Annotated in this window: 20 protein-coding genes and 1 pseudogene; 4 read left to right on the forward strand and 17 right to left on the reverse strand. The window is 73.8% G+C overall.

What is annotated here, in order from left to right; genetic code table 11:
* Nucleotides 1–80 precede the first annotated feature (80 nt).
* The 6 genes from ACOBQU_RS06405 to ACOBQU_RS06430 all read right to left on the reverse strand — a co-directional run bounded on the left by ACOBQU_RS06405 (nt 81) and on the right by ACOBQU_RS06430 (nt 5,819).
* Nucleotides 81–728, reverse strand: coding sequence for a GAF domain-containing protein (locus ACOBQU_RS06405; RefSeq protein ID WP_423624920.1), 648 nt, complete (start codon nt 726–728; stop codon nt 81–83).
* Between the two features lie 16 nt (nt 729–744).
* Entirely contained in the window at nt 745–1,341 is a 597-nt protein-coding gene (locus ACOBQU_RS06410) for a GTP-binding protein (RefSeq protein ID WP_423624921.1), read from the reverse strand.
* A complete protein-coding gene (locus ACOBQU_RS06415; RefSeq protein WP_423624922.1) occupies nt 1,319–1,690 on the reverse strand; it encodes a DUF742 domain-containing protein in 372 nt (123 codons plus the stop codon). The genes ACOBQU_RS06410 and ACOBQU_RS06415 overlap by 23 nt, the downstream gene beginning before the upstream one ends.
* A gap of 2 nt (nt 1,691–1,692) precedes the next feature.
* Entirely contained in the window at nt 1,693–2,139 is a 447-nt protein-coding gene (locus ACOBQU_RS06420) for a roadblock/LC7 domain-containing protein (protein ID WP_423624923.1), read from the reverse strand.
* Nucleotides 2,140–2,216: 77 nt separating this feature from the next.
* Complete coding sequence (locus ACOBQU_RS06425) at nt 2,217–4,109, reverse strand: ATP-binding protein (protein ID WP_423624924.1); 1,893 nt, start codon at nt 4,107–4,109, stop codon at nt 2,217–2,219.
* Nucleotides 4,110–4,610: 501 nt separating this feature from the next.
* Nucleotides 4,611–5,819, reverse strand: coding sequence for an MBL fold metallo-hydrolase (locus ACOBQU_RS06430; protein ID WP_423624925.1), 1,209 nt, complete (start codon nt 5,817–5,819; stop codon nt 4,611–4,613).
* A gap of 301 nt (nt 5,820–6,120) precedes the next feature.
* Here ACOBQU_RS06430 and ACOBQU_RS06435 point away from each other — a divergent pair, with 301 nt between their 5' ends.
* From ACOBQU_RS06435 to ACOBQU_RS06445, 3 genes are all read left to right on the forward strand, one after another.
* Complete coding sequence (locus tag ACOBQU_RS06435; protein WP_423624926.1) at nt 6,121–6,699, forward strand: carboxymuconolactone decarboxylase family protein; 579 nt, start codon at nt 6,121–6,123, stop codon at nt 6,697–6,699.
* 137 nt (nt 6,700–6,836) lie between these two features.
* The gene (locus ACOBQU_RS06440; RefSeq protein WP_423624927.1) at nt 6,837–8,078 is read left to right on the forward strand and encodes a Glu/Leu/Phe/Val dehydrogenase dimerization domain-containing protein; all 1,242 of its coding nucleotides are present in this window, start codon (nt 6,837–6,839) and stop codon (nt 8,076–8,078) included.
* Between the two features lie 10 nt (nt 8,079–8,088).
* Nucleotides 8,089–8,700 (forward strand): TetR/AcrR family transcriptional regulator, encoded by a 612-nt coding sequence (locus ACOBQU_RS06445; RefSeq protein ID WP_423624928.1) that lies wholly within the window; start codon nt 8,089–8,091, stop codon nt 8,698–8,700.
* Between the two features lie 111 nt (nt 8,701–8,811).
* Here ACOBQU_RS06445 and ACOBQU_RS06450 read toward each other — a convergent pair whose 3' ends face one another.
* From ACOBQU_RS06450 to ACOBQU_RS06460, 3 genes are all read right to left on the reverse strand, one after another.
* The gene (locus ACOBQU_RS06450) at nt 8,812–9,591 is read right to left on the reverse strand and encodes an SIMPL domain-containing protein (protein WP_423624929.1); all 780 of its coding nucleotides are present in this window, start codon (nt 9,589–9,591) and stop codon (nt 8,812–8,814) included.
* A 152-nt stretch (nt 9,592–9,743) separates the two neighbouring features.
* The gene (locus ACOBQU_RS06455) at nt 9,744–10,547 is read right to left on the reverse strand and encodes an SGNH/GDSL hydrolase family protein (RefSeq protein ID WP_423624930.1); all 804 of its coding nucleotides are present in this window, start codon (nt 10,545–10,547) and stop codon (nt 9,744–9,746) included.
* Between the two features lie 145 nt (nt 10,548–10,692).
* Nucleotides 10,693–11,733, reverse strand: a complete 1,041-nt coding sequence (locus tag ACOBQU_RS06460) for a glycoside hydrolase family 36 N-terminal domain-containing protein (protein ID WP_423624931.1) — start codon at nt 11,731–11,733, stop codon at nt 10,693–10,695.
* Between the two features lie 327 nt (nt 11,734–12,060).
* Between ACOBQU_RS06460 and ACOBQU_RS06465 the strand changes: the two genes are divergently transcribed.
* Nucleotides 12,061–12,858 carry a tyrosine-protein phosphatase gene (locus tag ACOBQU_RS06465; RefSeq protein ID WP_423624932.1) on the forward strand — a complete coding sequence of 266 codons (798 nt, stop codon included), beginning with the start codon at nt 12,061–12,063 and terminating at the stop codon, nt 12,856–12,858.
* Between the two features lie 45 nt (nt 12,859–12,903).
* Here the strand turns inward: ACOBQU_RS06465 and ACOBQU_RS06470 are convergent, their stop codons facing one another.
* From ACOBQU_RS06470 to shc, 8 genes and pseudogenes are all read right to left on the reverse strand, one after another.
* A complete protein-coding gene (locus ACOBQU_RS06470) occupies nt 12,904–13,020 on the reverse strand; it encodes a DUF6126 family protein (protein ID WP_423634292.1) in 117 nt (38 codons plus the stop codon).
* 37 nt (nt 13,021–13,057) lie between these two features.
* Nucleotides 13,058–13,699 carry a helix-turn-helix domain-containing protein gene (locus ACOBQU_RS06475; RefSeq protein ID WP_423624933.1) on the reverse strand — a complete coding sequence of 214 codons (642 nt, stop codon included), beginning with the start codon at nt 13,697–13,699 and terminating at the stop codon, nt 13,058–13,060.
* Nucleotides 13,700–13,803: 104 nt separating this feature from the next.
* On the reverse strand, nt 13,804–15,273 hold the full coding sequence (locus tag ACOBQU_RS06480) for an aspartate aminotransferase family protein (protein WP_423624934.1): 1,470 nt from the start codon (nt 15,271–15,273) through the stop codon (nt 13,804–13,806).
* Nucleotides 15,270–17,288, reverse strand: a complete 2,019-nt coding sequence (dxs, locus tag ACOBQU_RS06485; protein WP_423624935.1) for a 1-deoxy-D-xylulose-5-phosphate synthase — start codon at nt 17,286–17,288, stop codon at nt 15,270–15,272. Before dxs ends, ACOBQU_RS06480 begins: the two co-directional genes overlap by 4 nt.
* 37 nt (nt 17,289–17,325) lie before the next feature.
* Nucleotides 17,326–18,492, reverse strand: a complete 1,167-nt coding sequence (ispG, locus tag ACOBQU_RS06490) for a flavodoxin-dependent (E)-4-hydroxy-3-methylbut-2-enyl-diphosphate synthase (RefSeq protein ID WP_423624936.1) — start codon at nt 18,490–18,492, stop codon at nt 17,326–17,328.
* 4 nt (nt 18,493–18,496) lie between these two features.
* Complete coding sequence (gene hpnH, locus ACOBQU_RS06495) at nt 18,497–19,516, reverse strand: adenosyl-hopene transferase HpnH (protein ID WP_384795990.1); 1,020 nt, start codon at nt 19,514–19,516, stop codon at nt 18,497–18,499.
* Nucleotides 19,517–19,521: 5 nt separating this feature from the next.
* Nucleotides 19,522–20,171, reverse strand: a pseudogene (locus tag ACOBQU_RS06500) (1-hydroxy-2-methyl-2-butenyl 4-diphosphate reductase).
* Entirely contained in the window at nt 20,171–22,162 is a 1,992-nt protein-coding gene (shc, locus tag ACOBQU_RS06505; protein WP_423624937.1) for a squalene--hopene cyclase, read from the reverse strand. Before shc ends, ACOBQU_RS06500 begins: the two are co-directional and overlap by 1 nt.
* Nucleotides 22,163–22,168: the final 6 nt, after the last annotated feature.

Here is a 22,168-nt window from a genome sequence, read left to right on the forward strand (position 1 = left end):
CCGCGCGGCAGGTCAACACCGCGTGCCGCCCGGGGTGCCGGGTGCCGTCTCCCGCCAGGGACGCCCGCCCCGCGCGGGTCTCACCAGGGCGCGCCCGGCTCGCCCTCCGCCTCCCGCCGGTGGATCCGCTCCGTCAGCTCCGCCGCCGTCGACTTGATCGTGTCGAGGCCCGGCCTGCCCCATGGGCGCGGCTCCACGTCCGCCACGCACACCGTGCCGAGCGCGATCCCGGTGCGGTCGATCAGCGGCGCCCCCAGGTAGGAGCGGATTCCCAGCTCGTCGACCACCGGGTTCCCGGCGAAGCGGGGGTAGTCGGCCACGTCCTCGAGGACCAGGGCCTTGCCCCGGGCCACCACGTGCGGGCAGTAGCCGCGCTCGCGCGCCACCCGCCGCTCCGGGACGCCGCCCGGCGCCGACTCGTCCGGCGCGATGACCCCGGCGAGCGGTTCGGCAGGGGCGGGGCCGCCCTCCGGGGCGTGCCGTCCGCCCTCGGGGGCGTGCAGTCCGCCCTCCGGGGCGTGCAGTCCGGCGTAGAACTGGCCGTGCTCGTCAAGGAAGTTGACCATGGCGTACGGCGTGTCCATGATCCGTGCGAGCCGGTCGGCGAACGCGTCGAGGCCGGGCTCCGGCCGCTCGCCCAGGCCGAGTTCCCGCAGCCGCCGCACCCGCGCCGACGCGTCCCTGTCGACCGGGGTCAGCAGCAGACGGCCGGTCGCTTCGTACATCATGTGCGTGCTCCATGGGTCATGTGTGGGCTCCGGAGGTGGGGGCCGAAGGGGCGTGCGCGAGCAGGTGCTTGACGAGCGTGAGCAGCGTCTGGATGCCGGAGCTGGAGATCCGCGCGTCGCAGCGCACCACCGGGACCTGCGGGTCGAGGTCGATGGCGGTGCGCACCTCGTCGGGCTCGTAGCGGTAGGCGCCGTCAAACTCGTTGACGGCCACCACGAACCCCATGCCGCGCTGCTCGAAGAAGTCGACGGCGGCGAAGCAGTCCTCCAGGCGGCGCGTGTCGGCGAGGACCACCGCGCCGAGCGCCCCTTCGGACAGCTCGTCCCACATGAACCAGAACCGCTCCTGCCCCGGCGTGCCGAACAGGTACAGCACGTGCTCGGGGTCGAGGGTGATCCGGCCGAAGTCCATGGCGACCGTCGTCGTGGTCTTGTGCTCCACGCCGGACAGGTCGTCGGTGCCCTCGCTGACCGTCGTGAGCAACTCCTCCGTGCTGAGCGGCGCGATCTCGCTGACCGCGCCCACGAACGTCGTCTTGCCGACCCCGAACCCGCCCGCGACGAGGATCTTCAGCGCGGTGGGGAAGGGGTCAGAGCTGTCGTCGTAGTCCATCGAGCACTGCCTCCAACAGGGACCGGTCAGTGGGGTTGTGGTAGAAGTCCGGGGCTCTGGTGGTGAGGGCCCCGCAGTCGACGAGGTCGGAAAGGAGCACCTTGGTCACCACCACGGGCAGCTTCAGCTGGGCGGCGATCTCCGCGACCGACGTGGGCGCGTCGCACATGCCGAGCGCGAGCGAGTGCTCCGGGCTCGGATAGCCCCCCGGGGCGGTGCCGGTCGCCATCAGCTGGGACAGCAGGTCGAGCCGCGCCGTCGGTCTGGTGCGGCCGTTACTGACCGTGTACGGGCGGATCAGGCGCCCGGCGGCGTCGTCGAGCCACGGCCCGTCGTGCGGGGCCCCCACGGTCAGCGCCTCATCGTCGCGGGTTGGCCCACGGGTTGGCCCGCGGGCTGCCGTGGCGCGGTGACCAGGTACGGGCGCACGCTCTTGACCAGCATCGCCATCTCGTACCCGAGCACCGCGGCGTCCGCCTCGCGCCCGGCGAGGACGGCCAGACAGGTGCCCGAACCGGCGGTGGACACGAACAGCAGCGTGGAGTCGAGCTCCACGACCACCTGGCGCACGTCCCCGCCGTCGCCGAAGCGGACGCCCGCGCTGCGCCCCAGCGAGTACAGCCCGGAGGCGAGCGCGGCCATGTGGTCGGCGCTGTCCGTGTCGAGGCCGTGAACGGACTTCACCAGGCCGTCGCAGGACAGCAGGACGGCACTGCGGGTGTGGGGCACGCGCTGGACGAGGCCGCTCATCAGCCAGTCGAGATCGGATACCTGGCCGGTCGGCAGATCGCTCGCCATGGTGGATCGACTCCTTGAAGTACGTGTGTCTCGAAGTGCTCGGCGTCCGCGGGGCGGACGGGGTGGGGGTGGTGCGGTCAGCCGCCCTGGTCGCCACGGTCGCCGCGGGCGGGGCGGCCGGGCCCGTCGGGCACCGCCTCGCGGGCCTGGGCGGCCTGGGCGAGCCCGATGCCGCGCTGGAAGGCGGCCATCAGGCCGGGGTCGTGGCCGATGAGCTGGTCGTCCTCCGCGCGCGGGGCGGGGGCCTCGCGGAGCTGCGGGGCGAGGTGCTCCTGGGCGCGGCGCTTGGGCAGCCGCGGCTTGCCGACGCCGCCGCCGTGCACGGCGCCGTTGCGGGGCACGGGCGGCGCCCCGCTGTGCTCGGCGGTGAGGTGCCGCTCCTCGGGCCGGATCCCGGGCACGGCGTCGGCGGGCGTCGCCCGCTCGCCGCGGGGGTCGCGCACGGGGAGCGGCGCGGGCGGGGTGCCTTTGGCGACGCGCCGGGGGGTGGGGGCGTCGCCGACGGGTGAACCGTTGGCGTGCGAGCCGTTGGCGCGCGAGCCGTTGGCGGGGGTCGCGTCGGGCTGGCTCCGGCCGGGGTGCGTGCCGTTCAGCTGGGCGCCCTGGACGCTCGGGGTGCCCTGGACGCCGTTCACGTGGGTGCCGTTCGCCTGCTGGACGTGGGCGCCGTTGACCTGGGCGCCGTTGACCTGGGCGCCGTTGACCTGGGCGCCGCTCGCGCCGGGGTGGCCGCCGTGTCCCGTGGCGGTGCCGTCCGGCTCGGTGCCGAGGAGGCTCTGCGGGACGATCAGGACGGCCTGCACGCCCCCGTAGATGTTGCCCTGGAGGCGTACCGCGATGCCGTGCCTGCGGGCGAGGGCCGCGACGACGAAGAGGCCGATGCGGCCGTCCTGGAGGAGGCTCGCCACGTTGACCTGGTCGGGGTCGGCGAGCAGCCGGTTCATCCGGGTCTGCTCGGCGGCGGGCATGCCGAGGCCGCGGTCCTCCACCTCGATGGCGAGTCCCGCCGTCACCAGTTCGGCGCGCAGCAGGACGTGGGTGTGCGGCGCGGAGAACACCGTGGCGTTCTCGACGAGTTCGGCGAGCAGGTGGATGACGTCGGCGACGGCGTGGCCGCGCAGGGTGCCCTCGATGGGCGGCACCAGCTTGACCCGCGAGTACTGCTCGACCTCGGCGATGGAGGACCGCAGCACCTCCGTCATCGTCACGGGCCTGCTCCACTGGCGCCGTGACATGGCGCCGCCGAGCACCGCGAGGTTCTCGGCGTGCCGCCGGATGCGGGTGGCCAGGTGGTCGATGTGGAAGAGCCCCTTGAGGAGTTCGGGGTCCTCCACGTCGTTCTCCAGCTCGTCGAGCAGGGAGATCTCGCGGTGGACGAGGGACTGGAGCCGCCGGGCGAGGTTGACGAAGACCTCGACCTTCTGCTCGTTGCCCTTCTGGCTGGAGAGCTGGGCGGCCCGCACGACGGCGGTGACGGCGCCGTCGTGCGCGCGGGCCAGCTCGTCGGCGAGCAGGCCGAGTTCGTCGCCGGGCGCGGCGGGGGGCCGCGTGACGGGCTCGCGCACCGCGGGCGCGTCGCCGCGGCGCAGTTCCTCGACGAGGGTCCGCAGGTCGGCCTGGCCGCGCGCGGTGGACCGGCGCAGCGCGCCGACGCGCTCGCGCAGTGACCGCGCGGTGCGCTCGGCGGCCACCGCGGCGATCACGACGCCCGCCAGGGCGAGCAGCGCGGCGGCGCCGAGCACCACGAGCAGGGACTGCCGCGGCGGGGCCGGTGCGGTGCGCAGCAGGTAGAGCACGGCGGCGCAGCCGCACAGGCCGACGGCGACGGCGGGCAGCACCGCGATGCGCAGCAGCTGCGGCCGTATGCGCGCCTCGGCGGACGGCGCGGGGGCGGCGCTCCTCCCTGATCTGCCGTGCCGCCCGCCCTCACGGCGGTCTGCGCGGGCTGCCGGTGCGCGAAGGTGAGACATCAGCGTCCTCGGGTACGTCGCGACGGGCGCCCCAGCGTGGGCTGCGGCACCTCGTCGATGGCATCGCGGTGCCGGCCGGCAGGCGGTGACGTGCTCCCTGCGTCGCCCGACGGCCACACACGGTAGTCGTCAACGCGTCACGCCCGGTGGACAGTTGGCAAAGTCCACCGGGGAGCGTCCCGCTCTGGTATGACGCCCCGCACACCCGAGCGATTCTGGCCGGGGGCCTTGAGCAGTCGGCGCCCGTCGCGCCGCGCGCTCGCCCTCAAACACCGGGCGGGCTGGATCTGTCGTCCTCGCCGTCTTCGGCTGTCCGTGATCCGCCGCTTCGCGGCGGATGCTCTCCGCCCACCCGCCCCAAAAAGGGGCGGGTGGGCGGGGAAATAAGCCCGTCCGGCGTTTGAGGACGAGCCGCGCAGCGGCGACAACCGGGGGTGCCAGGGGGCGGCGCCCCCTGGTTTCGGGAAAGGGGCGGGCCCGGGGCGCCCCGCGAGGGCCCCGTCACCCCACCGGCGCCGCCTCCGGATCCGCGGCCCCGAACGGCGGCGGCACCTCCACCCAACCCCCTTCGGGGGCCACGGCGACCTCCCGCCACCAGGGAGCCCCCGGCACCGCACCGGACGAGGGCTCGAACGGCTCCCCAGGAATCGGCAGCGCCACCGCGACCCCCTCGCTCCGAGCGGCGGCAAGCGTCCCCTCCCCCGGCTCCGCCCAGGCGTGCGGCGCGAGGTTGAAGGTCCCCCAGTGGATCGGAAGGAGCACGCCCCGCGCCCGACCGCCCTGGAGGTCGAGGTGCGCCCGCAGCCCCTCCTCGGGCCGCATGTGGATGTCCGGCCAGAACTCGGAGTACGCCCCGATCTGGATCATCGTGGCGTCGAACGGCCCGTGCTGGTCGCCGATGTCGGCGAAGCCGGGGAAGTACCCGGTGTCACCGCTGTGGAAGACGCGGTGCTCGGGGCCCGCGACGCACCAGGAGGCCCACAGCGTGTGCTGCTGGTTGCGCAGGCCCCGGCCGCAGAAGTGGCGGGCGGGCGTGGCCGTCAGGGTCAGGCCCGCCACGTCCGCGGACTCGTGCCAGTCCAGCTCGCGCAGGCGCCGCGCGGGCACGCCCCAGTGCTCCAGGTGCGCGCCGACGCCGAGCGGCACGGCGAAGACGGTGTCCGTGCCCGCGAGCGCCTTGACGGTGGGCAGGTCCAGGTGGTCGTAGTGGTCGTGGGAGATGACGACCGCGTCGACCGGGCCGAGCGCCGCGAGCGGCACCGGCACGGGGTGCAGCCGCCTCGGCCCGGCGAAGGCGAACGGTGAGCAGCGCTCTCCCCACACCGGGTCGAAGAGCACGCGCCGCCCGTCGATCTCGGCGAGCACGCTGGAGTGCCCCATCCAGGTGAGCCGGAGACCACTCGCGGGGGGCCTGGCCAGGTCGGCGAGCGTCGTGGCGTGCACCGGCACGTGGGTGGCGGGGGCGCGGCGGGCGCGCGCCTCCCGGCGGAAATAGACCTTCGCGAAGTCCAGGGCCGAGCCGGAGGGGCGGGTCCGCGCGCCCACCGGGTTCTGGAACGAGCCGTTCTCGAAGTGCGGCGATCTGCGGATGCGCGCGAGCCGCTCGCCGGTCGGCTCCGCGCCGAAGGCGGCGGGCCGCAGGGGGCGCAGCGCGGGGCTCAGGGACCGGGACACGGAACCTCCAGGAACAGGCTGCTCAGGTTCCCCCATTATGTGCGCCCCCACCGACATCGACCGCCGGGCCGACCCGGCGGCACCCGGTGCCAGGTCCGGACCTCCCCCGATGTCACATCCGCGCACCCCCGGTCCGTCGCATCAGTGAGCGGCCCGACAGGACCGCTCGACGAGAGCCCGGCGAGACGGCTCACCGAGAGCCCGGCGAGACGACTCGACGAGAACTCGCCAAGACAGCCCCCTACGACAGCTCAACACGACAGCCCAACACGACAACCAACACGACAGCTCGACCCGGCGACGAACCTCGCCGCGTACGACTCTGGAGGTGGCCCCCGTGGCCCGCATCTCGCTCACCCCGCCCCGCACGCTGCTCTTCCGCGCCATGGAGTGGTACTCGAAGCGCGCCTACGGCAAGGTCCTGGACCCGGGCCGGGCGATGGGCCACCACCGGCGCGCCCTGTGGTCGTACCTCCGCTTCGAGCAGTCCGTGGCCAAGTGGAACACGCTGGACGCGGACCTGAAGGAGCTGGCGGTGATGGCGTCGGCGGCCTCGATCGGCTGCGCCTGGTGCATGGACTTCGGCTACTGGGAGGGGCACAAGCTCGGCTTGGACCCGCGCAAGCTGCACGACGTGCCGCTGTGGCGGGAGAGCGACGCCTACACCGCCCTGGAGCGGGACGTCATGGAGTACGCGGAGGCGATGACCGCGAACCCGCCGGAGGTCGACGACGAGCTGTCGGGGCGGCTGCTCAGGGGCCTCGGCGAGGCCGCGTTCGTCGAGCTGACCATGATCGTGGCCGTGGAGAACCTGCGCTCGCGCTTCAACTCCGCGATGGGCCTCACCAGCCAGGGCTTCAAGGAGTTCTGCGACCTGCGCGAGGCGCCCGCGCGGGGCACCCGCCAGGCCGGGTGAGCGCGGCGGGGCGGCCTCGGAGCCGGGCGGCCCGCCCCGGTCCCGGCGGCTGTCCGGAACCGGACGGTCCGCCGCGACGGGCCGCCCTCCCGGCGTGTTCTACTGACCGGAAGTTCAGTAGCCGCGCAGGAGGTCCCATGCCCGTGACGACGCCCCCGCCCTTCATGTCGCTCACCTGGACCGACCACGTCACCGGCCGCCGGGGATTCCTCGTCGTGGACCGGCTGGTGCGCGGGGTGTGCAGCGGGGGCCTGCGCATGCGGCCGGGCTGCACCCTCGACGAGGTCGCCGGGCTCGCCCGCGGCATGACGATGAAGGAGGCCCTGCACTACGACCCGCGGGCCCGCTACGTCCCGCTCGGCGGCGCCAAGGGCGGCATCGACTGCGACCCCCGGGCCCCCGAGGCGTACGGCGTCCTGGTGCGCTACCTGCGCGCGATGGGCCCGTACGTCGCGTCCTGCTGGACCACCGGGGAGGACCTGGGCCTGACCCAGGAGGTGGTCGACCGGGCCGTGGCCGACGCGGGCCTGGTCTCCTCCGTGCAGGCCGTCTATCCGCTCCTGGACGACGAGGCGGCGGCGCGGCGGCGGCTCGCGGACGCCTTCGCCGTCACCGTCGACGGGATCGGCCTGGACGCGCTGGTCGGCGGCTGCGGGGTCGCGGAGTCCGTGCTGACGGCGCTCGACGCGGCGGGCGCCGAGCCGGGCCGGACGCGTGTGGCGGTGCAGGGCTTCGGCACCATGGGCGGCGCGACGGCCCGCTTCCTGGCCCGCGCCGGGCTCACCGTGGTGGCCGTCGCCGACGTCAGGGGCACCGTCGCCAACCCGGCGGGCCTGGACGTGGAGGCGCTGCTCGCCGCCCGCGACGCGTACGGCACCGTCGACCGCGCGGCGCTGCGCCCGGACGACCGCGAACTGCCGGGCGACGCCTGGCTCGCCGCGGACGCGGAGGTGCTGGTGCCCGCCGCGGTGTCGTACGCGATCGACGCGGCCAACCAGGAGCGGATCACGGCGCGGTGGATCGCCGAGGCCGCGAACATGCCGGTGCGGCCGGAGGCGGAGCGGCTGCTCGCGGCGCGCGGCGTCACGGTGCTGCCGGACGTGGTGGTGAACTCGGCGACCAACGCCTGGTGGTGGTGGACCCTGTTCGGCGACATCGGCGCGGCCCGTGGCGCCGCCGCGGCCGAGGAGGCCTTCGGGCACGTCCGCCGGGCCATGCGCGCCCTCGTCGGGCGGGTGCTCGACCGCGCCGGGCGGGACGGCACGACGCCCCGCGCCGCCGCGCACGCGCTGGTCGGCGACCGCCTCCCGGAGATCACCGGGCGCTTCGGCTGGCACGGCCCCGCGGCCCGCGCCGAAGGGGCCCCGCCCGCTGGGTAGGGTGCGGGGCGTGACGAGAGTACGGCTGAGTGTGGCGGAGCGGCGGGCGGAGCTGCTGGCCGCCACCGTCGAGCAGATCGAGGCGCGGGGCGTGGCGGCGGTGCGCATCGCCGACGTCGCGGCGGCGCTCGGCGTGAGCAACGCGCTCGTGCTGTACCACTTCTCGACCAAGGACGAGCTGGTCGCGGCGGCGTTCGCGCACGCCGCCGAGAGCGACCTGGCCCGCCTGGACGGGCTGCTCGCGCGGCGCACGTCCGCGCTGCGGCGGCTGCGCGCGGCGGTCCGCTGGTACGCCCCGACGGGCCAGGCCAAGGGCTGGCGGCTGTGGATCGAGGGCTGGGCGGCGGCCGTGCGCGAGCCCGCCCTGCGGTCGGTGACGCGCGACCTCGACCAGCGCTGGAAGGCGGCGCTGGCCGAGGTCATCGCGGAGGGCGTGGCGGCGGGCGAGTTCCGCTGCGCGGACCCCATGGGCGCGGCGCTGCGCCTGACGGCCCTGCTCGACGGCCTGGCCGTGCAGATGACCGCCTACCCGGGCGCGCTGTCCCGGGCCCGCGCCAGGGCCTGGACGGACGAGGCCCTGGCCCGCGAGCTCGGCCTGCCGGTCGCTGACCTGAGGGCCTGAGCGACGGCCCCGGGGGCCAGGGCGCGCCGCTCAGTGCGGTGCGTGCACCGGTGCCGCTCAGTGAGGTGCGTGCACCGGTGCCGCTCGGTCCAGCGCGTGCACGCGTGCCGCTCAGTCCAGTGCGTACACCGCCGTCAGGGTCACCGTGTCCTCGATCTCGCCGGGTGCGACCGGCACCTCGTCCTTGCCGAGGGCGCCGGCGGGCGCGGGCAGCGGGTGCGGGGCGGCCCCGCCGCTCTCGGCGAGCGAGACGAGGCGGCCGAGGGTGCGCCCGCTGAGCTTGGCGTACTGCTCGGCCTTGGCGCGCGCGTCGCGGAACGCGACCTCGCGGGCCCGCGTCCGCAGGGCGTCACGGTCGGCGACGTCGAAGGTCACCGAGTGGACGCGGCCCGCGTCCCCGGCGGCGTCCATGGCGGCCTTGACGACCCGGCCGGTGGTGTCCGTGTCGCGGACCTTCAGCGAGAACGTCTGCGTGGCCTGGTAGCCGGTGAGCTTGGACGTGCCGTCCTGCTGTTCGTACACGGGTGACACGGAGAGGTTCTCGGTACGGATGTCCCGCTCGGCCACGCCCGCCTGGCGCACGGCGGCGAGCAGCGCGTCGGCGGCCGTCTTGTGCGCCGCGAGCGCCTTCTCGGGGGTGGCGCCGGTGGTCTCGACGCCCGCGAGGACGAGCGCCAGGTCGGGTGCGGCGCTGGCGGTGCCCGTGCCCGTGACGGTCACGGTGGTGGCCTCGGGCTCCGGCGCGGCGGCGGCCACGCGCGCCGGGGCGGGCGCGGCGGCGGCCTGCGCGGCGGGCAGGCCGAGCGCGGCCAGCACGACGACGGCGGCGGTGAGGCACCGGGCGGGCCGGACGGCACGGGGTGCGGGCCTGGCGGGGCGGTGTGCGGGCATGGCGGGGGTCCTTCCGGTGGTCCGGTCGTGCGCCCCGAGGGACGCGGACCGCCCATGCCAGCACGCGCGCACGCGCGCGCGAGGCCGACACTCCGCCGCGTCACCCCACCGGGCGACCCGCCCCGGCGTGACGAGCCGCCCGCGTTCCGGAGCTACAGCGGCATCAGATCAGGCCGCTTGGCGGCCACGTGGTCGCCCGACGACTCCCCGCGCAGCCGTCGCCCGATCCACGGCACCAGGTGCTCGCGCGCCCAGTGGATGTCGTCGCGCCGCACTTCGAGGGTTCCGCGCGGCGGCTGCGGCGGCCACGGCTGCTCCGGGTCGGCGGGCACGCCGATGCCGAGCACCTGGGCGGCGCGCAGCGCGACCCGGGTGTGCCCGTCGGGCGACAGGTGCAGCCGGTCGTCGTCCCAGGCGCGGCGGTCCTGCACGGACCTCAGCGACCACAGGTCGAGCACCGGGCAGCCGTACCGGTCGGCGACCGCGCGGACGTGCCCGTTGTACGTGGCGATCTTGCCGCGCAGGTGCTTCAGGAGGGGGACGCCGCGGGTGTCGAAGCCGGTGGTGACGACGACGGTGCCGACGGCGGACGCCAGGTCGGCGACGGCCCGCTCGAAGCGCTCGGCGACCTCGTCGGGGTCGGTGCCGGGGCGGATGATGTCGTTGCCGCCCGCGGCGAAGGTGACCAGGTCGGGCGCCAGCTCCTTGGCCCGCGGCACCTGGTCCGCGACGATCTGGTCGAGCAGCTTGCCGCGCACGGCGAGGTTGGCGTACCGGAAGGTGTGCTCCGGCGCCAGGTCGTCGAGCAGCACGGCGAGCCGGTCGGCCCAGCCGACGAAGGTCCCGTCGGGCCCGGGGTCCCCCACGCCCTCGGTGAAGCTGTCGCCGACCGCCACGTAGGAGGTGAAGGTGCCCGTGGGTGCGTTCTTGGTGATGGGTGTCGACTCTGCTCTCACGTCGCCCCATCTTTCCGCGCGACAAGTGACCTACGCCATCGTAATAAGGGGTTGACGAGGCGTGAGATAGGCCATTGGTCAAGATTGCGCCAAGCCGGAATACGGCCGTACCGGGGGCCGGGGGGCCAGCGGGACGGCGGCGGGCTCACCCGGCCGTGGGGCCGGGCCTGAGGGCGGTCGGTGCTCCCGGCGCCCCGCACGCGCGCGGGGCGGACGTGGCGGGTGCGCGCCGCTGCCCGGCGCGGGCGTCGCGGCCGGTGGCCGCCCAGGAGTCGTGGCGCACCGGCCGCGCCTCGTCGGCGGCCGGGACGGCGTGCGCGCGCCGGTAGGCGTGCCAGGCGCGGCTCGTGCCGCCGAAGCCGCCCGCGCTCCACAGCCCCGCGCACACGGGCGTGACCATGGCGGTCCCGGGCGCGAGGAGTTGCCGCCCGGAGTCGTCGTGGCCGCAGCCGCCGGTGATCCGCACGGCCCCGCCGGGGAGCCGGTGGACGACGACGCGCCACGGCCCGGACCAGGCGAGCGCGCAGCTGTAGACCTCGCCGCGCTCCTCGGTGGCGCCGTCGGCGTCGAGCGCCACCCAGGGCAGGTCCCGGCGCCCGGTGCGGCCGCCGATGACCTGCTCGCCGTACGTCAGGTCACCGCGCAGCGGCCGGGACGCCGCCGCCCAGCGCCCGTGCGGCTGGGTGAGGCGCCAGCGCTCGCGCGGCGGCAGCGTCCAGGCCGCCGCCTCGGCGCGCAGCACCTCCAGGTCCGGGGAGCCTTCGGGGCCGCTGTGGACGAGGGCCGCGTACCGCTCGACGACGTCGCCGCGCGTCCGGTAGCCGAGCAGGACCTCCAGGTGGTGCGCGGGCACGGTGAAGGAGAGCCGGAGCGCGTCGCCGTCGGCGTCGGCGCCGTCGAACCGCCACGCGGTGCCGCGCGGCCCGCCGCCGCGCACCGACAGGGCGGGGTACGCGCAGCGGGGGCCGCCCTCGACGGGGTACTCCTCACGCGCGCCGGGCGTCGGCGGCTCGAAGAGCCGCCCGGGCGGGGTCTGTTCGGCGGCGAGGGCCTCGGCGTCGGTGAGCGCGAGCCGGGGCCCCCAGTGCAGGTGCAGCAGTTCGTGGCGGCCGGTGACGTGGAGGGCGTAGCTGCTGGTGGGGCCGGAGAGCAGCCAGGTGCGGCCGTCGTCGCCTACCTCGATCATCAAACCCCCACGGGTCCCTGGGTCCGGCTCGGCTGAACTCGACAGGCACGCGCGTCACCGCACATCTTCGGGGCCTTCCGGCCGCCGGGGCAACGCCCGTGCACGCCCCCGCACGGAGCTGATTGCCTGAGGAACCCATGTCGTATCGTCGAAGGCGCAGCCAGTCGCACAGTCCGACCATCCGTACGCGGTGGACATCGGCCCCGGCGCGCGGTGGACGCCGGGCGCCGCTTCCCGGTGGGCGCCGTCGGCCGACGGCGGTCCGCGTGCGGCCGGGCAGCGGGGCCGAGCCGCCCCCACCCTGAGCCCCGACCCAGAGGAGACTCCGTGACGCAGCAGGTCCCGTCGACCGAACCCGAGCTCGCCGGTGTGCGCAACTTCCGTGACGTGGGCGGCCTGCCGACCGTCGACGGCCGCAGGGTGCGCCATGGCGTCCTCTTCCGCAGCGGCCACCTGGCGCACGCCACCGCGGCCGACGTGACGTTTCTGTCCTCGCTCGGCCTGCACACCGTCTTCGACTTCCGCAACGCCGCCGACCAGCGCCTGGAGGGCCCGGACGTGGAGCTGCCGGGCGTGCGCAACGTGAACCTGCCGCTGACGGACCCGGCCGACGGCGCCGAGTTCTGGAAGATGGTCCGCGAAGGCGACCTCGACCAGCTCCGCGCGGCCCTCGCCGACGGCAGGGCCGCGGAGCGCATGGCGGCCTCGTACCGCGTCATGGTCAAGGAGCGCGCGGCCGAGCACGGGCAGGTGCTGCGCGCACTGGCCGAGGACAGCCTGCCCGCGCTGATGCACTGCGCGGCGGGCAAGGACCGCGCGGGCCTGTCGATCGCCGTGACGCTGCTCGCCGTGGGCGTGGAGCGCGACGCCATCGTGGCGGACTACCTGGAGTCGAACGCGGCGCACCGCCGCTACAAGGTCAGCCGCGGCAGCTCGGCGCCGGGCGGCACGTCGCCCGAGGTCATGGAGCTGCTGAACCCGCTGTTCGACGCCCGCGCCGAGTACCTGGCGGCGGCCTTCACCACCATGGAGCAGACCTGGGGCGACACGGACACCTACCTCGCCAAGGGGCTCGGGCTCACCGACACGACGCGGGAGCGCCTGCGCGAGCGGCTCCTGGACTGAGCGGCCCGCCCGGCCGGGGCGCCCCGGCGGCCCCGGCCGGTCCGGTCACTGGTTCTGCCCGCCCAGGACGAACAGCAGATAGATGAAGCCCGCGAACAGGTGGCCCACGGCCACGTAGATGATCAGGCGCACCCACAGGGCGCGCGGGAACTTCTCCTCCATGGCCATGCGGCGCGCGGGCTGCCCCGAGGGCTGCGGGTCAGTGTCCGTCATGTCGGTCTCCCCTGGTAGGGCCGCCGAGGCAGAGCGCGGCGGCAGGGCTCTGGAGCAAGGTGTGGACGAACAGGAAGTCCGCGCCTCCCGGGTCCACGGCGGTGATCCGGTGCGGCGTCAGCGAGTCGAAGTGCGCGCTGTCGCCGGGCGCGAGGGTGTACGAGGTGTCGCCGAGGCGCAGCCGCACCCGTCCGTCGAGGACGTGCAGCCACTCCTCTCCGGGGTGGACGCGCACGATGTCGCTCTGCGCGCCGTACGGCGCGTGCACGCGCAGCGCCTGCATGCCGCGGCCCCGAGCGCCCGCCTGCCAGTAGGTCCAGCCCCCGGCGGGGGTGGGCTCCATCTCGGCGGCGCGGACCACGGCGTCCCGGTCGGCGGGCGTCTCGCCGAGCAGCTCCGAGACCGTCGTACCGTAGGTACGGGCGAGAGCGAGCAGCATCGGCAGCGACGGCTGGCGCTGCCCGGTCTCCAGGCGGGACAGGTGCGCGGGCGAAAGGCCCGCCGCCGAGGCCGCGGCCTCCAGGGTCAGTGCGGCCCTGCGGCGCAGCTCGCGCAGCTGGGGGGCGACGGCGGGCAGCGCGTCGGCCGCGTCTCCGCCGCCCGAGGGAGCGGGGCTCGGGGGGCTCATACCTCGATTGAGCCAGAGCTTTACCTCTGGGGCAATTTTCTTGCCTCAGAGGCAAAGCTCCGCGAGGCCCGCCGCCGGGCCCGTGGCCACCGCCGGGCCCGCGCCTACCGGTTCGCCACCGCCTGCTTCACCAGGGTCTTGCCGAAGTCCCAGATCAGCCCGCCCCCGCCGTGCGCCTCGTCCATGACGTCGGTGAACGCCGCCACGAAGCGGTCGACCTCCTTCTCTCCGACGGTCAGCGGCGGGATCAGCTTGATGACCTCCAGGTGGTCGCCGGAGACCTGGGTGAGGATCCGGTGCTTCTGCAGCAGCGGTACGACGACCATCTGCGCGAACAGCCCCTTGCGGGCGGCCTGGAGCATTGCCCAGCGGCTGCGCAGCTTCAGCGACTTGGGCCTGCCGAACTCGATGCCGATCATCAGGCCGCGCCCGCGGACGTCGCTCAGCAGCTCGTACTGGTCCACGAGCGCGGCGAGCCGGGACTTCAGCAGCTCGCCCGTCGCCCGCGCGTTCTCCACGATCCGCTCGTCCCGCATGACGGCGAGCACGGCGAGCCCGGCCGCCATGGCCTGCGCGTTGGACCCGAAGCTCGCCGAGTGCACCAGGACGCGGTCCATCGACGAGTAGACCTTCTTGAAGATCCAGTCCTTGCCGAGGGTCGCCCCGACGGGTACGTAGCCGCCGGACAGGGCCTTGGCCACGCACACCAGGTCGGGTTCGACGCCCTCCTCGTGCTGGTGGGCGTAGAACGCGCCGGTCCTGCCGAGGCCGGTCTGCACCTCGTCGGCGATCAGCAGCGCCTTGTGCCGGTGCAGCAGCTCCTGGGCGGCGCGCAGATAGCCGGGCGGGGTCTCGTGCACGCCCTTGCCCTGGATGGGCTCGACGATCAGCGCGGCCACGTCGCCGCGCCGCAGCTCGCGCTCCAGGGCGTCGAGGTCGCCGAGCGGCACCGCCGTGTCGGGCAGCAGCGGCGCGAAGCCGTCGCGGAAGCCGGTCTCGCCGTTCACCGAGAGGGAGCCGGTGGTCAGGCCGTGGAAGGCGTGCGCGCAGTAGAGCACGCGGGGCTTGCCGGTGGCGTACCGGGCGAACTTCAGGGCGGTCTCCACGGCCTCGGTGCCGCTGTTGCCGAAGAACACCCGGTCCAGGTACGGGCTGTGGGCGAGCAGCTGCTCGGCGAGCAGGCCCGGCAGCGGCTGGCAGTCGAAGCGCGTCAGGTCGGCGAGGGAGGCGTCGAGCACGTCGTGCAGCGCCTTGCGGACGACGGGGTGGTGGCGCCCGAGCCCCATCACGCCGAAACCGGCGAGCATGTCGAGGTAGTCGTTGCCGTCGGCGTCCCAGAAGTAGGCGCCCTCGGCACGCTCGTAGACCTTGTCGAAGCCGATGGTGTGGAGCATGCGGGGCAGCTGGTGGTTGAGGTGGCGGCTGTGCAGCTCGTACCGCTCGCCGCCGCGCTCGGCCAGCAGCCTGCCGAGGTCGAACTCCTTGCCCGTACCGGTCGGTTGGGGCTCGCTGGGGCCGGTCCCACCGGCTGCTAGGGTCTCGCTGGTCACCTGGGGCTCGCTCGTGCTGGTCATGCCCGGTTCTCCTCGCCGGACGCACCGGCTCTCTCCGTGCCGGTGGTGGCACCGGCCTGTTCCTCTGTTCCGGCGGCGCCGACGGCGGCGGCCGGGTCCGGGGTGTGCTGCGCGCCGATGACGGCCGCCCCGGCCTCGCCTGCGGCCTCCTTGCGGGCGAGCGTGGCGCTGATCCGCCCGGCGATCTCGACCGGGGTGAGCCCGATGTCGGCGAGGACCTCGCCGCGCTTGGCGTGCGCGAGGAACTGCTCGGGGATGCCGAACCGCCTGAGGGGGACGTCCACTTCGGCCTCGTCGAGGGCGAGGGCGACCGCCGATCCGACGCCGGAGGCGCGGCTGTTGTCCTCGACGACGGCGACGAGGCGGTGCCGCGCGGCGAGCGGCGGCAGCGCGGCGTCGACGGGCTTGACCCAGCGCGGGTCGACCACGGTGCAGCCGATGCCCCGGCCCCGCAGCAGCTCGGCGGCCTGGAGGCAGACCGGCGCCATCACGCCGACGGCGACGAGCAGCACGTCCGCGCCCTCGTCCGCGTGCAGCACGTCCATGCCGCCGACGCGGTCGACGGCGGGGATCGCGGGTCCGACCGACTCCTTGGGGAAGCGCAGGACCGTGGGCGCGTCGTCGACGGCGACGGCCTCGCGGAGCTGGGCGCGCAGCTGGTCGGCGTCGCGCGGGGCGGCGATCCTGAGGCCGGGGACGACCTGGAGCACCGACATGTCCCACATGCCGTTGTGCGAGGGCCCGTCGGCGCCGGTGACCCCGGCGCGGTCGAGGACGAACGTCACCCCGCACCGGTGCAGCGCCACGTCCATCAGGAGCTGGTCGAAGGCGCGGTTGAGGAAGGTGGCGTAGACGGCGACGACGGGGTGCAGGCCGCCCGTGGCGAGCCCGGCCGCGGACACCGCCGCGTGCTGCTCGGCGATGCCGACGTCCCAGACCCGGTCGGGGTAGGCCGCGGCGAACTTGGTGAGGCCCACCGGGTGCAGCATGGCGGCCGTGATGGCCACGACGTCGTCGCGCTCGGCGCCGATGCGGACGATCTCGTCGCCGAACACCGAGGTCCAGGAGGGCCCGTTGGAGGGGGCGAGCGGCTCGCAGGTGCGCGGGTCCATCACGCCGACGGTGTGGAAGCGGTCGGCGTCGTCGGCGAGCGCGGGTTCGTAGCCGCGGCCCTTCTCGGTGATGCAGTGGACGATGACCGGCCCGTGGAAGCGCTTGGCGCGGCGCAGCGCCGACTCCACGGCCGCCGTGTCGTGCCCGTCGATGGGGCCGACGTACTTCAGGCCGAGGTCCTCGAACATGCCCTGCGGGGCGAAGGCGTCCTTGAAGCCCTTCTTGGCGCCGTGCAGCGACTCGTAGAGGGTGCGGCCGACGAGGGGCGTGCGCTGGAGGACGTCCTTGCCCCAGGCGAGCACCTGCTCGTAGCCGTCGGTGGTGCGCAGCGTGGCGAGGTGGTTGGCGAGGCCGCCGATCGTGGGGGCGTACGACCGCTCGTTGTCGTTGACGACGATGATCAGCGGGCGGTCCTTGGCGGCGGCGATGTTGTTCAGCGCCTCCCAGGCCATGCCGCCGGTCAGGGCGCCGTCGCCGATGACGGCCACGACGTGCCCGCGCTCCCCGAGCACCTGCCGGGCCTTGGCAAGCCCGTCGGCCCAGCCGAGCGCGGTCGACGCGTGGCTGTTCTCCACGATGTCGTGCTCGGACTCCTCGCGCGCCGGATAGCCGGACAGACCGCCCTTGCGGCGCAGCTTGGAGAAGTCCTGACGCCCTGTCAGCAGCTTGTGTACGTAGGCCTGGTGGCCGGTGTCCCACACGATGCGGTCGACGGGCGACTCGAAGACCCGGTGCAGGGCGATGGTCAGCTCCACCACCCCCAGGTTGGGCCCGAGGTGTCCGCCGGTCCTGGCGACCGCCTGCACCAGGAACTCCCTGATCTCCTCCGCCAGTTCGCCAAGGCCGGCTTCGGTCAGCGCCTTCAGGTCGCGCGGCCCCCGGATGGTCTCCAGAACGGTCATGCTCGGGCCCCCTTACTGGTTGTTCCTGAGCTCCTGCTCAGCTCACGGTGATGTCGGGCACCCCGGACGGGACGCCTGCGGCCTCCAGCTGTGCGGCGATCTTCATCGCTTCCTCGATCAGGGTCTCCACGATCTTCGACTCGGGCACGGTCTTGATGACCTCGCCCTTGACGAAGATCTGCCCCTTGCCGTTGCCCGACGCGACACCGAGGTCCGCCTCGCGGGCCTCACCGGGGCCGTTGACGACGCAGCCCATGACGGCGACGCGCAGCGGCACCTCCATGCCCTCAAGACCGGCGGTGACCTCGTCGGCCAGCTTGTAGACGTCGACTTGGGCGCGCCCGCACGACGGGCAGGAGACGATCTCCAGGCGGCGCTGGCGCAGGTTCAGCGACTCCAGGATCTGAATGCCGACCTTGACCTCCTCCGCCGGGGGCGCCGAAAGCGACACGCGGATCGTGTCGCCGATGCCCTCGGAGAGCAGGGCACCGAAGGCCACCGCCGACTTGATCGTGCCCTGGAACGCCGGGCCCGCCTCCGTCACCCCCAGGTGCAGGGGGTAGTCGCACTGGGCAGCGAGCTGCCGGTAGGCATTCACCATCACCACCGGGTCGTTGTGCTTCACCGAGATCTTGATGTCCCGGAAGCCGTGCTCCTCGAAGAGGGACGCCTCCCACAGGGCGGACTCGACCAGCGCCTCCGGCGTGGCCTTGCCGTACTTGGCCAGCAGTCGCTTGTCCAGCGAGCCCGCGTTCACCCCGATCCGGATGGGGACCCCCGCGGCGGACGCCGCCCGCGCGATGTCGCGGACCCGGTCGTCGAACTGCTTGATGTTGCCCGGGTTCACCCGCACCGCCGCGCACCCGGCGTCGATCGCCGCGAACACGTACTTCGGCTGGAAGTGGATGTCCGCGATCACCGGGATCTGCGACTTCCGCGCGATCGTCGCGAGCGCGTCCGCGTCGTCCTGCGTCGGACACGCCACCCGCACGATCTGGCAGCCGGACGCCGTCAGCTCGGCGATCTGCTGCAACGTGGCCCCGATGTCCGACGTACGCGTCGTCGTCATCGACTGCACCGACACCGGCGCGCCGCCCCCGACGGCCACCGGTCCGACCTGGATGCGCCGCGACACACGGCGCTCCGCGATCGGCCGGACCGGCAGCTCGGGGAGGCCCAGCGCGACGGGCACTCCAGCGGTCATGGCGTCACCGGTTCCCGTTGACGGTCTCGCGCATGGCCCGCAGGGACTCCTTCAGGGAGCCCATGGTGGCGAGCACGGCGGTCGGCTCGTAGCCGCAGTGCGCCATGCAGTTGGCGCACCGGTCGTCCTTGCCGCGGCCGTACTTGCTCCAGTCGGTCTTCTCGATCAGCTCCCGGTACGTCGGCACATAGCCGTCGCTCATCAGATAGCAGGGGCGCTGCCAGCCGAAGAGCGAGTAGTTGGGGATCGCCCACGCCGTGCACTGGAAGTCGACCTTGCCCTCGAGGAAGTCCAGGAACAGCGGCGAGTGGTTGAGCCGCCAGCGGCGCCGGTTGCCGCCCGCGAAGGCCTTCTTGAACAGCTCGCGGGTCTGCTCGACGCCCAGGAAGTGCTCCTGGTCGGGGGCCTTCTCGTAGGCGTAGGCGGGCGACAGCATCATCTCGTCGACCTTCAGGTCGTCGTTGAGGAAGTTCAGGACCTCGATGATGGTCTGCGGGGTGTCGGTGTTGAAGAAGGTCGAGTTGGTGGTCACCCGGAAGCCGCGCCGCTTGGCCTCCTTGATGGCGGCCACCGCCTCGTCGAACACGCCCTCCTTCGCCACCGACTCGTCGTGCCGCTCCCGCATGCCGTCGATGTGCACGGCGAACGCGAAATAGGGCGAGGGCGTGAACTTGTCCATCTTCTTGCGCAGCAGCATCGCGTTGGTGCACAGGAAGACGTACTTCTTCTTCGCCACCAACTGCCGCACGATCTCATCGATCTGAGGGTGCATCAACGGTTCACCACCGGCGATGGACACCATCGGGGCACCCGACTCAAGAACGGCGCCCACGGCCTGGGCCACCGGCATGCGCTGCTTGAGCACACCGGCCGGGTGCTGGATCTTGCCGCAGCCCTCGCACTTCAGATTGCAGGCGAACAGCGGCTCCAATTCGACGATCAGCGGAAACTTGTCCCGCTTGCGCAGCTTCTGTTCAAAAAGATAGGTAGCGACCTTGATTGACTGACGCAGCGGCATAGCCATCTGGCTCACCTCCGGGGGAGCAACGAAGAACGGTGCCATTCAAAGAAAGCGGGAAGCACGGCACGCAGGACGCGGAAGGCCTTCATTCCACCGCGCACCGTGCCGATGCGGACGAGTTCGTGCTGGGGGGCGTCGACGACCACCCGGACGGCCGCCACCGGGCGGGGTCCGGCGGTCACGGCGGTGTGCAGTGTGGCGGCGGACTCCATGTCGACGGCGATCGCACCCGTGGCGAGCAGCTCGCCGCGCTCGTGGCCGCGCACCACGTGGTCGGAGCCGGTCAGCGGCCCGGTGTGCACCGTGCGGTCGGGCACGGTCCGCACCAGTTCCTTCACCAGGAGTTCGGTGCCCACGCACGGGGTGCGGCCGCCGTCGTGCCGGGTCTCCTCGGCGACGACCAGGTCCCCCGGGTGCATCCCCGGGCAAGCCCGGCGCAGAAGCCAGTGGCCACGACGGCGGCGTCCCGCAGGGCGTCCCTGCCGAGCGCCCTGGTGACGGCGCGCCCGGCGGCCTTGGGCCCCATGCCCGTGCGCAGCACGGTCACGGGACCGCTCGCGCCGCCCCGCTCGCCGGTGCGCAGGGCGAGGTGCTCGATGCCGAGCGCACAGGCGACGAGGAGCGGCGCGGGCCCCGGCGGGGCCGGGTCCGTGGACATCAGCTCCCCTTGCCGGAGCCGACGCGCGGCTCTCCGTTGACGTACCGGCCGAGCGCGGTCAGCGGGAAGACCTGCCGGTAGAGGTGGTAGTTGATGGAGAAGTCCCAGGGGAAGCCGGTCCCGGTGAAGTACGGCTCGTCCCAGGAGCCGTCGGCGCGCTGGGTCTCGACGAGCCACGCGACGCCCCGCTCGACGGCCTTGGAGTCCTGCTCCCCTGCGGCGAGCAGCGCGATCAGCGCCCAGGCGGTCTGCGAGGCGGTGGACTCGCCGTGCCCGATCCACTTCTCCTCGCGGTACGAGCGCAGGTCCTCGCCCCAGCCGCCGTCGTCGTTCTGCACCGACTCCAGCCAGGCCACCGCGCGCCGGATCGCGCCGTGCGAGGCGGGCAGGCCCGCGGCGACCAGGGCGGGCACCACGGAGCCCGTGCCGTAGACGTAGTTGACGCCCCAGCGGCCGAACCAGGCGCCGCTCGCCTCCTGTTCGGTGAGCAGCCACTCGATGCCGCGGCGGGTGCGCGGGTCGTGGGACTTGCCCTCGTAGGCGAGCATCTCCACGACGTGCGCGGTCACGTCGGCGGACGGCGGGTCGATGACCTCGCCGAAGTCGCAGAACGGCAGCTTGTTCGGCAGCGGACTGGTGTTGTCGACGTCGAAGGCGCCCCAGGCGCCGTTCTTCGACTGCATGCCCAGGTTCCAGTGCACGCCCCGGGCGACCGCGCTGTCCATGCGCCGCTGGTCGGGGTGGGCGACGCGGCGCAGCGCGAGCACGACCTCGGCGGTGTCGTCGATGTCGGGGTAGTTGTCGTTGTGGAACTCGAACGCCCAGCCGCCGGGCGTGAGATGGGGCTTGCGCACCGCCCAGTCGCCGGGCCGCACGATCTGCTCGCCCAGCATCCAGTCGGCGGCCTTCACCAACTGCGGGTGGTCGGCGGGCACTCCGGCGTCGGCGAGCGCGATGGTGGCCAGACAGGTGTCCCACACCGGCGACTGGCAGGCCTCGATCATGCGGGCGCCGTCCTCGCGCCACACCGCGAACCGGTCGAGGGACTCGATGCCCGCCTTCAGGACCGGGTGGTCGAGGTCGTAGCCCAGCAGGTGCAGCGCGATGATCGAGTACACGGCCGGGGGCTGGATGCCGCCCCAGCAGCCGTCGTTCTCCTGCCGTTCGATGATCCAGCGCGCGGCGCTGTTCATCGCCGCCCTGCGCAGCGACCGCGGCGCGACCTTGTGGTAGAGGTGCAGCGCCTTGTCGAGGCGCTGGAAGACGCCGCCCCAACTCGCCACGGGGGCAAGGGGCTTGGCGGGGTTGGGGACGCGCGGGTCGGTGTGCAGCTCGTCGAGCGGGAACGGCGCCGGGCGCACCGGGCGCTTGGCGGAGACGATCGTCAGCGGCACGATGGTCTGCCGCGCCCAGCAGCCGAAGTCGTAGATGTTGAGCGGGAACCACTTCGGGAAGTAGATGAGTTCCGGCGGGAGTTCGGGCAGGTCGTCCCACTTCCACCAGCCGAACAGGGCGAGCCAGATGCGGGTGAAGACCCGGGCCGCGGCGATGCCGCCCTGGTCTCTGATCCAGGAGGCGGCTCTGGCCATGTGCGGCTCGTCGGGCGCGTCCCCGGCCAGGCGCAGCGCGACATACGCCTCGATGGTGGTGGACAGTTCGCCGGGCCCGCCGAAGAAGGTGGCCCAGGTGCCGTCGTCGCGCTGCTCGCCGCGGATGAAGAGCGCGGCGGCGCGCGTGGTCGACTCGTCCCTGATGCCCAGGAACTGACGGAGCAACAGGTCCTCGGCGTCCATGGTCACGTTGGTTTCCAGGTCGCCCTTCCACCAGCCCTGGGGGTCCTGGCGGGACAGCAGGAACTCGGTGGACCGTTGTATGGCGCGTTTGGCGGCTTCCGGTGCCCCGGCCGCCCCGGGGGTGGTGTCGGTTGTTTCGGTGGCCGAGGCCGCGCGGGGCGTCACCGCTCCGGTGGAACCGTCGGTCGTCGCTGTCATGGCTTC

The organism is Streptomyces sp. G45 (assembly GCF_049542095.1).
In the GTDB taxonomy this organism is placed as follows: domain Bacteria; phylum Actinomycetota; class Actinomycetes; order Streptomycetales; family Streptomycetaceae; genus Streptomyces.

Excerpts from the sequence above, each read along its gene's own strand:
- ACOBQU_RS06405 (WP_423624920.1), bottom strand. The coding sequence starts at position 728 with ATGATGTACGAAGCGACCGGCCGTCTGCTGCTGACCCCGGTCGACAGG.
- ACOBQU_RS06410 (WP_423624921.1), bottom strand. The coding sequence starts at position 1,341 with ATGGACTACGACGACAGCTCTGACCCCTTCCCCACCGCGCTGAAGATC.
- ACOBQU_RS06420 (WP_423624923.1), bottom strand. The coding sequence starts at position 2,139 with ATGGCGAGCGATCTGCCGACCGGCCAGGTATCCGATCTCGACTGGCTG.
- ACOBQU_RS06425 (WP_423624924.1), bottom strand. The coding sequence starts at position 4,109 with ATGTCTCACCTTCGCGCACCGGCAGCCCGCGCAGACCGCCGTGAGGGC.
- ACOBQU_RS06430 (WP_423624925.1), bottom strand. The coding sequence starts at position 5,819 with ATGGGGGAACCTGAGCAGCCTGTTCCTGGAGGTTCCGTGTCCCGGTCC.
- ACOBQU_RS06440 (WP_423624927.1), top strand. The coding sequence starts at position 6,837 with ATGCCCGTGACGACGCCCCCGCCCTTCATGTCGCTCACCTGGACCGAC.
- ACOBQU_RS06450 (WP_423624929.1), bottom strand. The coding sequence starts at position 9,591 with ATGCCCGCACACCGCCCCGCCAGGCCCGCACCCCGTGCCGTCCGGCCC.
- ACOBQU_RS06460 (WP_423624931.1), bottom strand. The coding sequence starts at position 11,733 with ATGATCGAGGTAGGCGACGACGGCCGCACCTGGCTGCTCTCCGGCCCC.
- ACOBQU_RS06470 (WP_423634292.1), bottom strand. The coding sequence starts at position 13,020 with ATGGAGGAGAAGTTCCCGCGCGCCCTGTGGGTGCGCCTGATCATCTAC.
- ACOBQU_RS06475 (WP_423624933.1), bottom strand. The coding sequence starts at position 13,699 with ATGAGCCCCCCGAGCCCCGCTCCCTCGGGCGGCGGAGACGCGGCCGAC.
- ACOBQU_RS06480 (WP_423624934.1), bottom strand. The coding sequence starts at position 15,273 with ATGACCAGCACGAGCGAGCCCCAGGTGACCAGCGAGACCCTAGCAGCC.
- dxs (WP_423624935.1), bottom strand. The coding sequence starts at position 17,288 with ATGACCGTTCTGGAGACCATCCGGGGGCCGCGCGACCTGAAGGCGCTG.
- ispG (WP_423624936.1), bottom strand. The coding sequence starts at position 18,492 with ATGACCGCTGGAGTGCCCGTCGCGCTGGGCCTCCCCGAGCTGCCGGTC.
- hpnH (WP_384795990.1), bottom strand. The coding sequence starts at position 19,516 with ATGGCTATGCCGCTGCGTCAGTCAATCAAGGTCGCTACCTATCTTTTT.
- shc (WP_423624937.1), bottom strand. The coding sequence starts at position 22,162 with ATGACAGCGACGACCGACGGTTCCACCGGAGCGGTGACGCCCCGCGCG.